Annotated in this window: 15 protein-coding genes; 9 read left to right on the forward strand and 6 right to left on the reverse strand. The window is 61.1% G+C overall.

Features of this window, described 5'->3' with window-relative positions:
* On the reverse strand, positions 1-702 hold the full coding sequence (locus INT29_RS07360) for a uracil-DNA glycosylase (RefSeq protein ID WP_193071245.1): 702 nt from the start codon (positions 700-702) through the stop codon (positions 1-3).
* Positions 703-947: 245 nt separating this feature from the next.
* Here INT29_RS07360 and INT29_RS07365 point away from each other — a divergent pair, with 245 nt between their 5' ends.
* From INT29_RS07365 to INT29_RS07390, 6 genes are all read left to right on the forward strand, one after another.
* On the forward strand, positions 948-2,414 hold the full coding sequence (locus INT29_RS07365; protein ID WP_101574291.1) for an aldehyde dehydrogenase family protein: 1,467 nt from the start codon (positions 948-950) through the stop codon (positions 2,412-2,414).
* A 360-nt stretch (positions 2,415-2,774) separates the two neighbouring features.
* Complete coding sequence (locus INT29_RS07370; RefSeq protein ID WP_101574290.1) at positions 2,775-3,041, forward strand: DUF3263 domain-containing protein; 267 nt, start codon at positions 2,775-2,777, stop codon at positions 3,039-3,041.
* 2 nt (positions 3,042-3,043) lie between these two features.
* Complete coding sequence (locus INT29_RS07375; protein WP_101574289.1) at positions 3,044-3,664, forward strand: LytR C-terminal domain-containing protein; 621 nt, start codon at positions 3,044-3,046, stop codon at positions 3,662-3,664.
* A 376-nt stretch (positions 3,665-4,040) separates the two neighbouring features.
* Positions 4,041-4,244: a cold-shock protein gene (locus tag INT29_RS07380; protein WP_009881874.1), complete on the forward strand. Its 204-nt coding sequence runs from the start codon at positions 4,041-4,043 to the stop codon at positions 4,242-4,244.
* 602 nt (positions 4,245-4,846) lie between these two features.
* On the forward strand, positions 4,847-6,484 hold the full coding sequence (gene groL, locus INT29_RS07385) for a chaperonin GroEL (RefSeq protein ID WP_193071246.1): 1,638 nt from the start codon (positions 4,847-4,849) through the stop codon (positions 6,482-6,484).
* Between the two features lie 93 nt (positions 6,485-6,577).
* Positions 6,578-6,961 carry a hypothetical protein gene (locus INT29_RS07390; protein WP_193071247.1) on the forward strand — a complete coding sequence of 128 codons (384 nt, stop codon included), beginning with the start codon at positions 6,578-6,580 and terminating at the stop codon, positions 6,959-6,961.
* A 55-nt stretch (positions 6,962-7,016) separates the two neighbouring features.
* Here the strand turns inward: INT29_RS07390 and INT29_RS07395 are convergent, their stop codons facing one another.
* The gene (locus INT29_RS07395) at positions 7,017-7,796 is read right to left on the reverse strand and encodes a DUF1707 domain-containing protein (RefSeq protein WP_101574588.1); all 780 of its coding nucleotides are present in this window, start codon (positions 7,794-7,796) and stop codon (positions 7,017-7,019) included.
* A 52-nt stretch (positions 7,797-7,848) separates the two neighbouring features.
* On the opposite strand from INT29_RS07395, the gene INT29_RS07400 reads away from it, so the two are divergent.
* The 3 genes from INT29_RS07400 (at position 7,849) to INT29_RS07410 (ending at position 9,819) form a co-directional block, all read left to right on the forward strand.
* The gene (locus tag INT29_RS07400; protein ID WP_101574587.1) at positions 7,849-8,598 is read left to right on the forward strand and encodes a sulfite exporter TauE/SafE family protein; all 750 of its coding nucleotides are present in this window, start codon (positions 7,849-7,851) and stop codon (positions 8,596-8,598) included.
* 208 nt (positions 8,599-8,806) lie between these two features.
* Entirely contained in the window at positions 8,807-9,607 is an 801-nt protein-coding gene (locus tag INT29_RS07405) for a hypothetical protein (protein WP_319020859.1), read from the forward strand.
* Positions 9,607-9,819, forward strand: coding sequence for an RNA-binding S4 domain-containing protein (locus INT29_RS07410; protein WP_101574585.1), 213 nt, complete (start codon positions 9,607-9,609; stop codon positions 9,817-9,819). The genes INT29_RS07405 and INT29_RS07410 overlap by 1 nt, the downstream gene beginning before the upstream one ends.
* Positions 9,820-9,987: 168 nt before the next feature.
* On the opposite strand, the gene pspAB is transcribed toward INT29_RS07410, so the two are convergent.
* The 4 genes from pspAB to INT29_RS07430 all read right to left on the reverse strand — a co-directional run bounded on the left by pspAB (position 9,988) and on the right by INT29_RS07430 (position 12,693).
* On the reverse strand, positions 9,988-10,587 hold the full coding sequence (pspAB, locus tag INT29_RS07415) for a PspA-associated protein PspAB (RefSeq protein WP_101574584.1): 600 nt from the start codon (positions 10,585-10,587) through the stop codon (positions 9,988-9,990).
* A gap of 51 nt (positions 10,588-10,638) precedes the next feature.
* Entirely contained in the window at positions 10,639-11,550 is a 912-nt protein-coding gene (htpX, locus tag INT29_RS07420) for a zinc metalloprotease HtpX (RefSeq protein ID WP_101574583.1), read from the reverse strand.
* Between the two features lie 115 nt (positions 11,551-11,665).
* The gene (gene pspAA, locus INT29_RS07425; RefSeq protein WP_193071249.1) at positions 11,666-11,950 is read right to left on the reverse strand and encodes a PspA-associated protein PspAA; all 285 of its coding nucleotides are present in this window, start codon (positions 11,948-11,950) and stop codon (positions 11,666-11,668) included.
* Positions 11,947-12,693, reverse strand: a complete 747-nt coding sequence (locus INT29_RS07430) for a PspA/IM30 family protein (protein ID WP_101574581.1) — start codon at positions 12,691-12,693, stop codon at positions 11,947-11,949. Before INT29_RS07430 ends, pspAA begins: the two co-directional genes overlap by 4 nt.
* Positions 12,694-12,733: the final 40 nt, after the last annotated feature.

A 12,733-nucleotide genomic window follows, 5' to 3' on the forward strand; every position in this document is an offset into this window, starting at 1 on the left:
TCAGTTCTGGGGCGGGAGGCTCCAGTCGATGGGCGTCAGGCCCTTCTGTTCGAGCAGTTCGTTCGTGCGGGAGAACGGCCGGGATCCGAAGAAGCCTCTGCTGGCTGACAGCGGTGAGGGGTGTGCGGATTCGATGATCGCGACCTCGGCGCGACCTGCTTGCAGCATCGGGGCCAGACTCCTCGCGTCTCGACCCCAGAGAATCGCAACGACCGGCTGATCTCGGTCGACCAGTGCGGCAATCGCCTGTTCGGTGATGGCCTCCCAGCCGCGCTTGCGATGGGAGGCGGCTTCGCCCGGAGCGACGGTGAGCACCCTGTTGAGCAGCATGACTCCCTGCCTCGACCAGGCCTGCAGATCGCCATGGGAGGCTGGAGCGATGCCCAAGTCGGTGTTGAGTTCTTTGAAGATGTTCGTCAGAGACCGGGGGAGCGGACGCACCTCGGGATCGACGGCGAAGGACAAACCGATCGCATGTCCCGGGGTCGGATACGGATCCTGACCGACGATGAGCACCTTCACCTCGGCGAGGGGATCAGCAAAGGCACGGAACACCTTGTCTCCGCTGGGCAGATAACTGCGCCCGGCGGCGACCTCTTCCCGTAGGAAATCGCCCATGGCGTGGATCCGATCGGCCTGGCCGGACAGCGCCTCGGCCCAATCGGGGGACATGATCTTCGTCAGTTCAGCGGTGGACGTCATGGCCGCGATTCTACCGACGAGCGGTGCTTACCACGATCGATGCTTACCACGATCGATGGGCAGTGGCCGCCACGATCGATGGTTGGTGGCTGCCACGATGAGTGGTCGGTCAGGTGCCGATGTGCACATAACGCAGATGAGGTGTGCATCATCGCCTACCGTCCCGACGTTCTGTTCGGACGGGGGCAGGCGATATGCTCGATCAAAGGAGTTCATCGCAGAACTGAGTAGGTGAAAGGATCACAATGTCGCAATTTCCCGAGGCCACGAACTGGAAGATGTTCATCGGCGGAGAATGGGTCGAAGCTGCCGACGGTGACAGGAAAGACGTCATCACCCCCATTGATCGCAACGTTGTGATCGCCACTGTGGCCAATGGCAAGGAAGAAGATGCCGATCGGGCCGTCAAAGCCGCCCGAAAAGCATTCCCCGAATGGGCTGCGCTGCCGTTCAAGGAACGCCAGAAGATGCTCATCCGCTGCGCGGACGCACTGGACGCCGCCTCCGAGGAACTGGCCCAGCTGACCGCGATCGACACCGGCAACGCCATCCGTACCCAAGCGCGACCGGAGACGGTCATCCTGGCCGACCTGTTCCGCTACATGGGCGGAGTCGCCGGTGAGGTAAAGGGCAACACGCTGCCAGCCGGAGACGGACAGCTGCAGTACACGAAGCGTGTGCCGCTGGGCGTCGTCGCGGGAATCCTGCCGTGGAACTCACCGCTGATGATCGCCGCCTTCAAGACCCCGGCCGCGCTGGCCGCCGGCAACACGATCGTCCTCAAATGCGCCGAAGATGCACCGCTGACGATTCTGAAGATGGCCGAACTGCTCGCTGACATCCTTCCAGCGGGCGTCCTCAACGTCGTCACCGGCAAGGGTTCGGTCATCGGCGAGGCCCTCAACGTCCACCCCGACGTCGACAAGGTCTCGTTCACCGGCTCGACGAACGTCGGCCGTCACGTCGCTGAACTGGCAGGCGGCCGCCTCGCCCATTCTTCGATGGAACTCGGCGGCAAGAGCCCGAACATCGTCTTCCCCGACTCCAACGACGACGATACCCTCCAACAGGTGCTGCTCTCGACCCGTTTCGCACGCCAAGGCCAGTCCTGCACGATGGGCTCACGCCTGTTCCTGCACGAGGACATCTACGACGACTTCTTGTCCAAGCTCGTCAATGCTGTATCGAAGATGAAGGTCGGAGACCCTCGCAACGAAGACTCCGACATCGGCTGCATCATCAACGAGAAGCAGTTCAACCAGGTGTCTGACTACATCGAGATGGGCAAGTCGATGGACGGCGTTGAGATCGCCTACGACGGAACTGACTCACTCGAAGTCGGCGAACCCGGTTTCTACCACGCACCCGTCATCTTCTCCAAGGCCAAGAACGAATGGCAGACCAGCCAGGAAGAGATCTTCGGCCCCGTCCTCTCGGTCATTCCATGGAAGGACGTCGACGAGGTCATCGACATGGCCAACGACAGCGAATTCGGCCTCGCCGCGTTCGTCTTCACGAAGAACGTCGATGCCGCACTGACCATGGCCAACCGGATCGAATCCGGCTGGGTCCAGGTCAACCAGGGCGGCGGCCAGCTGGCCGGACAGTCCTACGGTGGGATGAAGACCTCCGGCTTCGGTCGTGAGGCCTCGCTCGAGGGCATGCTCGAAGGCTTTACCCAGATCAAGCAGGTCAACATCCGCATCCGCTGATCAGATCAGATTTGACAGGTGGTCCGCTGAGGACCGCCAGTCGGCACAGCTGACCCACTCTGCGATGGGTGGCTCACCCATTGGGGGAGAGCCACCTTCAGCAGAGTGGGTCAACTGGTTTCCTGCCGGAGTCGGGGGTCGGAGTTGCCAGTTGGGCCACGGATCGGAGTTGCCAGTTGGGCCGCGGATCGGTGCCGTCGGCCGGAGCCACGATCGACAACACCGGCAGTGGCTTTGTGTCGTGTTGTTAGAAGCGAGGAGCCTTGTCGGAAGAGGCAAGACGGCGCGCCGGGAATTTCAGTCCTGTCCTCCGGGCGATAATATAGAGGCAACGATTCTTTTCGAAGGAGCACAACCCCTATGCCGCAGAACCCAGGCACCCCCGAACTGAGCGAGCTCGAGGTGTCCGTTTTGGAGTTCGAGCGGCGGTGGTGGAAATACGGTGGAGCCAAGGACCATGCGATTCGCGAACGGTTCGACATGTCTGCCACCAGCTACTTCCAGATCCTCAATTCCCTGCTCGACAACCCTGCCGCCCTTGCCAGTGACCCGATGCTGGTCAAACGCTTGCGTCGCATCCGCACCACGCGCCAGAGTGAGCGTGCACAAGCCCGCGTCTCGAGGTAGACATGACTGACGAATTCGACGAGATCGAAACAGGCCGGCGCAGCGGAGCCCATCGACTGGACTCCTCAGCGCAGTCGAATGTCGGTGCTATCGCACTGGTCATCATCCTCGCCCTTGTTGCCGTTCTGCTGGTCGTTGCGGCCATCAACATCATCACTTCGTCGATGAAGGACCCCGAGTCAAACGTCGGCGAATCCGGATCCGATAAGACCGCCTCGGCGAGTCCATCGCCAAGCGAGAGCGAAGTCAGCGTCGCCGATTCCTCATTGAAGGTCGATGTCCTCAACGGTTCCGGAGTCTCCGGAGTCGCGAAGAAGTTCTCCGAGGCAGTGGAGGAGAAGGGGTGGGGCATTGGCCAGGTCGGCAACTACTCGACCGGTTTGAACGTGTCCACGGTCTACTATTCGGACGAAGCGAACAAGGCTCAGGCGAAGATGGTCGCCGATGCGCTCGGCATCGAGGCCACGGAAGCGTCGACGGACTTCGATGCTGACATCACCGTCGTCATCTGCTCGGACATCGCTGAGCGCGGGCCCGAACCCAGCAAGAGCGGTTCGGGCGAAGGCGGCTCGGACGAGGACGGCGAAGAATCCGGCACAGCCGGTGTCACCGACAACAACTGATGCGGTCAGGCAACAGCTGAAGTGGTGGGGCCGGAATCAGCTCTCCTTGATAGCCGAGCGCTTTTCGCACGGCTTCGCGCCGGCCGTCGAAGCGCGGATTCGCGCGGAAGTGAACTCTTCCACGGCAGCTGTATAACGAATCGATAACAGTGTTGAGTGCTCGGGGGACCTGTCCGCCCCTGGGGTAGAGTTGCATCAGCTAGGCAAGCACTGCCCTTGTGTTCTATTCGTACTTCACCGAGATCATTCTCTAGAGGTCAATGAGAGAAATCGCGGGGTCGGTTGAGTTTTACTAGCTTCCGTTGTCCGCAGCGCGGCCAGACCGGTCGCAATGGGGTGACGGAATGTCAATGACACTGCACTGTATGGAGAAGTAATGGCACAAGGTACCGTCAAATGGTTCAACGCCGAAAAGGGCTATGGATTCATCACCCTGGAAGGTAACAACCAGGACGTGTTCGTTCACTGGAGCGCAATCCAGATGGACGGCTACCGCGCTCTCGAAGAGGGCCAGCAGGTTGAGTTCGAAGTTGGAGAAGGACAAAAGGGTCCTCAGGCGGAATCCGTCACCCTCCTCTGAGACTCACGTACGTAAAGTCTTTTGATCCGCTTCGGCGGGATCACGGCCAAGGCCCGAATCCCTCCGAGTGGGGAAAGCGTCAAGCAGGCAACTGCTTGGCGCTTTTCAGTTGTCTGGGGCCGATTGAGGCCCGTATGAGTCAGCGCCCGGGTTGATGCCGAGAGCTCGGGGCAACGGCGAGCATTGTCTCTACCGTCTGAGTCGGATTGAGTTGGTTTGCAACCAACTCAATCCGACTCAGAGTGTGCAATTGCCAGCGGACGAAGGCGCAAACAGAAGGCGCCTCTGCGGACGACCGCTCCTCTGCGGACGACCACTTCACGGACGCCCACCACACGCCCCGGCGGTTTCGCGCTGAGCCGAAACCGCGCCGGTACAGGGATCGGGGGCGGTGAGCCACCTCGGCGAGTCCCTCAATATTTGCACTCGCATGGGGAGAGTGCTAAATCTAGTAGTGGTGAAAACCATGGGTTTCTCATCAGTCGTCTCGAGAGCGTTGTCCATATGTGGAATGGAACATGCGGGCATACTCTCTGCCGTCGCGGGCGTTGACGACTGCGCTGGATTCCCACTCCACTCCATCAGGGAGGATCTAAGCCACTATGGCAAAGATGATTGCATTCGACGAAGAAGCTCGTCGGGGACTCGAAGCGGGTCTCAACCAGCTTGCTGACGCGGTCAAGGTAACCCTTGGACCACGCGGCCGCAATGTCGTGCTCGAAAAGCAGTGGGGCGCACCCACCATCACAAACGATGGTGTCTCCATTGCCAAGGAGATCGAACTCGAGGATCCCTACGAGAAGATCGGCGCTGAGCTCGTCAAGGAAGTCGCCAAGAAGACTGACGACGTTGCAGGCGACGGCACCACCACCGCTACCGTTCTGGCTCAGGCTCTCGTTCGCGAAGGCCTGCGCAACGTGGCAGCCGGTGCTGATCCGCTCAGCCTCAAGCGTGGCATCGAGAAGGCTGTTGAAGCCGTCACCGGTGTCCTGCTCGAGAACGCCATCGACATCGAGACCAAGGAACAGATCGCCGCTACCGCCGGTATCTCCGCTGGAGATCCTGCTATCGGTGAACTGATCGCCGAGGCCATCGACAAGGTCGGCAAGGAAGGCGTCGTCACCGTCGAGGAGTCCAACACATTCGGACTCGAGCTCGAACTGACCGAGGGTATGCGCTTCGACAAGGGCTACATCTCCGGTTACTTCGTGACCGACACTGATCGCCAGGAAGCTGTCCTTGAGGATCCTTACATCCTCATCGTCAACTCCAAGATCTCGAACGTGAAGGATCTGCTGCCCGTCCTCGAGAAGGTTCAGCAGTCCAACAAGCCGCTGTTCATCATCGCCGAAGACGTTGAGGGCGAAGCTCTCGCGGTTCTCGTGCTGAACAAGATCCGTGGCACCTTCAAGTCCGTGGCCGTCAAGGCTCCTGGCTTCGGAGACCGCCGCAAGGCTCAGCTGGCCGACATCGCCATCCTCACCGGAGGTCAGGTCGTGTCCGAGGAAGTCGGGCTCAAGCTCGACAACGTGACAACCGAACTGCTGGGCACCGCCCGCAAGGTCGTCATCACCAAGGACGAGACCACCATCGTCGAAGGTGCCGGAGACGCCGAGGAGATTGCAGGCCGGGTCGCACAGATCCGTGCCGAGATCGAGAACTCGGATTCGGACTACGACCGTGAGAAGCTGCAGGAACGTCTGGCCAAACTGGCCGGCGGTGTTGCAGTCATCAAGGCCGGTGCTGCGACCGAGGTCGAGCTCAAGGAAACCAAGCACCGCATCGAAGATGCAGTGCGCAACGCCAAGGCTGCTGTAGAAGAGGGAATCGTCGCCGGTGGCGGCGTCTCGCTCATCCAGGCGGGCAAGACCGCCTTCGCCAACCTCTCACTCGAGGGTGACGAAGCAACCGGTGCCAACATCGTCAAGGTTGCCATCGAAGCTCCGCTGAAGCAGATCGCCACCAACGCCGGCCTCGAAGCCGGTGTGGTTGCCGATAAGGTCGCCAACCTCGAAGCCGGATTCGGCCTCAACGCCGCAACCGGTGAGTACGAGGACCTGTTGGCCGCTGGCATCAACGACCCGGTCAAGGTGACCCGCTCTGCCCTGCAGAACGCCGCCTCGATCGCCGGTCTGTTCCTGACCACCGAGTCGGTTGTCGCCGACAAGCCTGAGAAGGCTGCACCAGGTGCTGACGCAGCTGCTGCCGGTATGGACGGAATGGGCGGCATGGGCTTCTGATCAGCCCTTTTCGCTCGAAGAGCCGTGCCGGTGCCCGAAAGGGTGCCGGCACGGTTCTTTTATGTCCAGCGTCCTTCCCGTAGCCTGAGTGCCATGACATTCACCGGCACAGAGTCCTGCGCGAACAGTCCCAAGAACATGTTCGTGGCCCGGTTCGAAGAGAACCTGTTCATAGGCGATGAGTCGGCCCTCGCCGAGGTGGTCGCCGAGGACTGCGTACTCCAGATCGTCGGCAGCGGGGGAGTCGAGACCAGCACCGGCCGTGACGAGGTCGTCGCAGCACTGCTGGGTCTCTGCGCCTCGAACCCAGTGGCCGGTCATCTGGAGGCGGCCATCACTCACGGCAAGGCTGGTGCTGCCTGGGGGCAGTGGGAGTATTCGAGTGATGGGGAGGACATCGGCTACTTCTCGGATACGTTCTGGTTCCGAAACAACAAGGCAGAGGAATTCGCTCAGATTCGGACCTTCCGGCTCTGACGGCTCTGACGGTTCGTTCCTCGCGAATGGTTACGACCGAAGCGATTCGGTTCTGTCAGTCCCAGGGGTTTCTGCGTCGACGTCGGCGTTCATCCCGACGCCTGCGCATTTCATCGCGCGTCGACTCATGCCCCGGTGAAAATGGGGGAGCCAATGGGTGCGGAGGCTGCAATCCGTTGCCGAATGTGTCTCCGAAGTCCTCATCCTCGTCCTCCAAGCCCGTCTTATGCGCCTCAAGTTCACGTTTGGCCTCAGCATCACCCAAGTGAGCTCGAGCCCGCTTGGTCAGCTCGCGCTTGCGTTTGCGGATGAGGCTCTGCTTGTTGGAGATCTGCGAGATCGCGCCGAAGAGCATCGGAAGAATGACGAAGATCGGCCAGAAGAAGATCAGCCTCCCCTGGGCGAATGAGGTGGCGGCCCAGATCGCCAGCGTCACGCCTGCAGGTCCCGCGAACATTCCAAGGAGCGCGGCCCGCACACGGTCCTTGTAATATTTCTGTGCGGCCGCATCGATCTGTTCGGGAGTGATCGGGACACGATCAGCGTTCAACCGGGCCAGAGCTTGGGCACGAGCGGAATCGTCGAGTTCCCCCGGGTCGAGCTCGCCAGCCTCGGCGATGATGAGATCCTGCACGAGATCGGGGACCTCTCCCAAGGTCTTCATGTGATTGGCAGCCTCGCTGCGCTCATCGAACTCCTCTGCATCGATCTGGCCCAAGGCATACGCCTCGGACAGCACATCGGTCACGACAGCGCGATCGGCATCGGAGGCGCGCACCTGCCCATGCGCACGCGGATCCGCGCTGAATCGTGACCACAGAGGGGAACTGTTCATGACTCTTACTGTAACCCCGCCCGGATGAGCGGTCTGAACTAGACTTGAGCAAATGGAACCCGTCGTCGTGCTCATCTTGTTCGCGGTGTTCGTGGGCGCAGTTTCGCAGCGGGTGACCGGAATGGGATTCGGCCTGGTCAGCGGCCCATTCCTCGTGCTTCTGCTCGACCCGTTCTCCGGTGTGGTGCTCGTCAACATCTGCGGCATCGTGGCCAGCGGTACCGTCTTCGCCCGCACCTGGCGAGAGGCCGATTGGGGAGCCTTCTGGAAGCTGACGCTGGGGACCGTCATCGGCACGATTCCCGGAGCTCTCCTGGCCGCGGCACTCCCGGCGCCACCACTGCAGATACTCATCGGCGCGCTCATTATCGCCTCCCTCATCAGCTCCATGGTCATCGGTCGGACAGGCAAGACGATGCCCGCGAACTTCGGCACTAAATTCACCACCGGTCTCCTCTCCGGCACGATGTCGGCGGCTGCGGGAACGGGCGGTCCTGCCGTCAGCGCCTATGCCGTCCTGACCAGGTGGGATCAGCGGACATTCGCCGCAACCCTGCAGCCGTTCCTCGTCGTCGGGACAACCTCGGCGGTCATCTTCAAAGCCGTATTCGACGAGAGTGCATGGCCGCAGCTGGCGGCACCCGTGTGGATCGGGATCGCTGCGGTCCTCATCGCCGGACTTGTCAGCGGAGACTGGCTGTCGAAGAAGGTCGAAGCCTCGACCGCTCGGATTGCCATGATCATCCTCGCTCTCGGCGGAGGAACCGCAACCCTCGTCAAGGGGCTGAGCCACCTGAGCTGAAAGCAGTCCTGACTCATCGTGAAGTGGTTGCCGGATCCTGCCGCGAATGAGCTGAACTCTTCATCGGAGAGTGGTGTCGGACCTTGAGAACTGAGCCGACACAAGGGTTCGGTTCAGTCGCTTGTCAGATTCGTCCGGCATACTAAATGGTGACTCATTCTGCTGGGAGGCATAGATCGTGGGACCAGTATTCCTGATAGTACTCGTGGTGCTCGGCACCATTTTCTTCGTCAGTTACCGCAAGGAAAAACAACGTAAGAAGGAACTCGCAGCCTCCGAGCTCCAGCAGGTGACGAAGACCGCCGGAGAAGACGTGACGTCCTTTGGCGAAGAAGTCGCCGAACTGGATGTCCTCACCGCTGGAGTCGAACTCGACACCGGTGGCTCGCAGGATTACAAACAGGCACTTGACTCCTATGACGTTGCGAAGGAGACGCTCGACAATGTCGCCGAACCCTCCGATATCCGCAGTGTCACCGAGGCTCTCGAAGACGGCCGCTATGCCGCCAAGTGCGTGCGCGCTCGTGTCGACGGCAAGCCGCTGCCCGTGCGCCGTCCTCCATGCTTCTTCAACCCGCAGCACGGACCCTCGTCCGAAGACATCGACTGGGCGCCAGCCGGTGGTCAGTTGCGACCCGTCCCTGTCTGCGCTGCCGACGCCGAGCGCGTCGCGGTGGGTGCGGATCCTGCGGTGCGCAAGGTCGTGACCGCTGACGGACACACTCGCCGCGCCTACTGGGAAGCAGGTCCTGCCTACGCCGAATACAACCGCGGATACTTCAACTCCTACGCAGGTTCCGGGCTTCTGCCCGGTGTGCTGATGGGGTCGATGATGTTCGGCGGTATGGGCGGCGGTGGCTGGGATGGCGACGGCGGCGGTGACATGGCTGGCGGTGACGCCGGAGGTGGCGATGCTGGTGGTGACGGCGGCGGATTCTTCGGCGGAGATGGCGGCGATGGCGGAGGTCTCTTCGGAGGCGACGGATTCGATCTGGGAGACATATTCTGATGGAGACAATTGAGATCCGCGGCGAGTCGATCAAACTTGGTCAGCTGCTCAAACTCCATGGCGTCGCCGAACATGGCGCGATGGCCAAGGACATGATCGCCGACGGCGAAGTCGTGGTCAATGGTGAGGTCGAAACTCGCCGAGGTGCCACAATTCGGCCCGGAGACACTGTCGAAGCTCTGGGTGAGGTCATCGAGGTCGCGACCGAATAGGACTCACGAACCAGCGTCGCATCGGTCGCTGAACCGCTGCAGGCAACACAGCTGAACTGATACGAACTGATACAGACAGACATTGCAGAAGGGACGTCCCCGCGGGGACGTCCCTTCTTCGTATCAGGTTTCTTGGGCGCTCAGCGCTCAGCGCTCAACGCTCAACGCTCAGTGTTCTTCGTTCGACTGGGGGGAGTCATTGAGCCCCGGTGCATCCCACAGCGCCGACCACCGTGAAGTGTCATCCTCGAACGGCAGTTCGTTGGCCAGCACACCGCGCACCTGAATCTCAAGAGGATTGTCTCGCTGCTTGGCACCCGACTGTGCGAACGGATAGAACGTGCCGCGTTTGTACTGGTAGACCAGTGCCAGGCGGCGCCCATCCGGGTTGGCAAAGTAGACGGTCGAGCACAGCAGCATGGTATCGAAGCCCTGGCTGACCAGGGCCGAATTCACAGCGTGCAGATTAGTCACGAGATTGACCACCTCGGCGTCGGTGTCGGAGACGACCTGCCAGGTGTATCCGAAGCCATCGTTGCGCTGTGACACGTTCGCGGCCGGGTCGGAGCTGATGAGGGCAATGCTCTCGGACTCAGCGGACTGGAACGCCGCGCCCTCGACTTGTCGGAACGCCACTGCTCCGACACCGGTGGGCTTGAAGCCTGTTGCAGCTTCGAGCGTCAGCGCGGCTGGAGGAAGTGCGAAGAGGTCGTCGAGGTTGGCCCGTTTCGGTTTGGAACGGCCCAACAGCGCGTCGAAGAAACCCATGAAACTCCTAGTGGATGTCGGTCGGTGCGATTGCGGTCAGCTCAGTGATCGTCACTGCTGCTGTGAAAGCTGCCCGGAGATCCTCGCCAGTTGTGCCAGCCGCTTGTCCAGCGAGGGGTGAGTGGAGAAGAGCTGTCCGAGGGCTGCCTTGCCGCTGACTGCGGGAATGAGAGCCAGGTGGTTGGCCGAGGCTGAAGAACGTAGGTCCTTCTCCGGGATCTTGCTCATGTCCCCGCTGAGCTTCGTCAGTGCCGAAGCCAGCGTCGAGGGCGCGCCGGTGAGGATGGCTGCTGCCCTGTCTGCGGCAAGCTCGCGGTAGCGCGAGAGGCTGCGGATGAGGAGGAACGAGAGACCGTAGACGACGGCCCCGACGAGGAGGAACACCAGCTGGATGGGAACACCGCCGTTGTTGTTGTTCGACCGTCCGAAGCTCATGTAGTAGCCGGCGCGCATCATCAGTGCGGCCAGGACTCCGGTGACCCCGGCGACGGTCATGACAGTGACATCACGGTGGGCGACGTGGGAGAGTTCGTGCGCCAGCACGACCTCGACCTCATCACGGTCGAGTTTTTCAAGCAGTCCGCGAGTCACACACACGACCGATCGTTCCGGCGAACGGCCGGTGGCGAAGGCGTTGGGTATTGCCGAGTTCGAGACCGCGACGCGAGGCTTGGTCGAATCGGCGAGCTGGCAGAGCCGGTCGACCATCGTGTGCAGTTCGGAGGCCTCTTCGGGGGAGACCTCCCGTGCTCCCATGGCCTTCATCGCGATCTTGTCGGAGAAGTACCATTGGAAGAAGAACGCGCCCGCGCTGATGAGCACAGCGAAGATGACCCCGGGGATACTCTGTCCGAAGATCCACCAGATGGCCAGAATGAGGACCACATAGATGAGTCCGTTGAGGAAGATCGTCCACCCCATGCGCATGGTGAGCCCGTTGTCCTTGACGAAGCGATTCTTCATCGTGGTTCCTCTCTGGGTCTGGCAGTTCCGGCCCACAGCCTTGGGTGAAGGCAATGGGCCGGAGCCTTCGATATCAAGATGTGTTGGTCAAGCAGTGCGGATCAGGCTGTGCGGATCACGCTGGATCCGGGATGAAGCCTTCACCGGTGAGGAGCTCCGTGATCTCCTGCAGGGTCGCATCGACGAACGGTATAACGGCCTCACTCGAACCCAGGTAGTCGTTGTCGACAGCCTTGCCGTTTGTGACGACATAGTCGTGGAGGGCGTGCAGAGCGTTCCTGGCGGCTTCTTCATTGCCGACGTTGACGGCGTCTTCGACCTGGTTGTCGTATTTCTGCATCAGGTTCTGGTCGACGTCGGCGACATCGTACTGGCCCTCGCCCATGATGCGGATAATCATTGCTGCTCCTCGCCTTCAAGCGACTGCTGCTGCTTGTTCGACGAGGCTGGCAGCGAATCACGCATCCGGTTGAGTTCCATCTCGACATCGTTTTCGCTGGAGAGCGCATCGAGCTGTGAACTGATGTCATCCTTCGAAGACCCGGTGACATCTTCGAGTGCGCCCGAAGCGATCAGTTCGTCGACGGCACCAGCCCGTGCCTGGAGCGAAGCCGTCTTGTCCTCGGCGCGCTGGACGGCGAGGCCGACGTCACCAAGCTCTTCGGAGATGCCTGAGAAGGCTTCGCCGATCTTCGACTGTGCCTCCGCCGCGTTGTATGTGGCCTTGATCGTTTCCTTCCGCGTGCGGAAGGCGTCGACCTTGGCCTGCAGCCGCTGTGATGCCAGTGTCAGCTTCTGCTCTTCGCCCTGGAGGCCCTCGTGCTGTCCCTGCAGATCGGTGATCTGCTGGTCAAGACCGGACTTCCGGGTCAGTGCCTCACGAGCGAGGTCCTCGCGGCCCATCTCCATGGCCTTCTGGGCCTGACCGCTGAGCTTGGACTGCTGCTGTTCGAGCTGAGTGATCTGCAGTTCGAGGCGCTTGCGGCTGGTGGCGACATCGGCAACACCGCGGCGTACCTTCTGCAGCAGCTCAAGCTGCTTCTGATATGAATAATCGAGGGTTTCATTGGGGTTCTCGGCTTTGTCCAGTGCCTTGTTAGCCTTGGCGCCAAAGATCGCCGCGATCCTTTGGAAGATGCTCATCCGTAGTCGACTCCTGCATTGGTCTTGACCCGACGCTACA

Origin of the sequence: Brevibacterium sp. FME37, from assembly GCF_014897485.1 — a bacterium.
GTDB lineage: Bacteria > Actinomycetota > Actinomycetes > Actinomycetales > Brevibacteriaceae > Brevibacterium.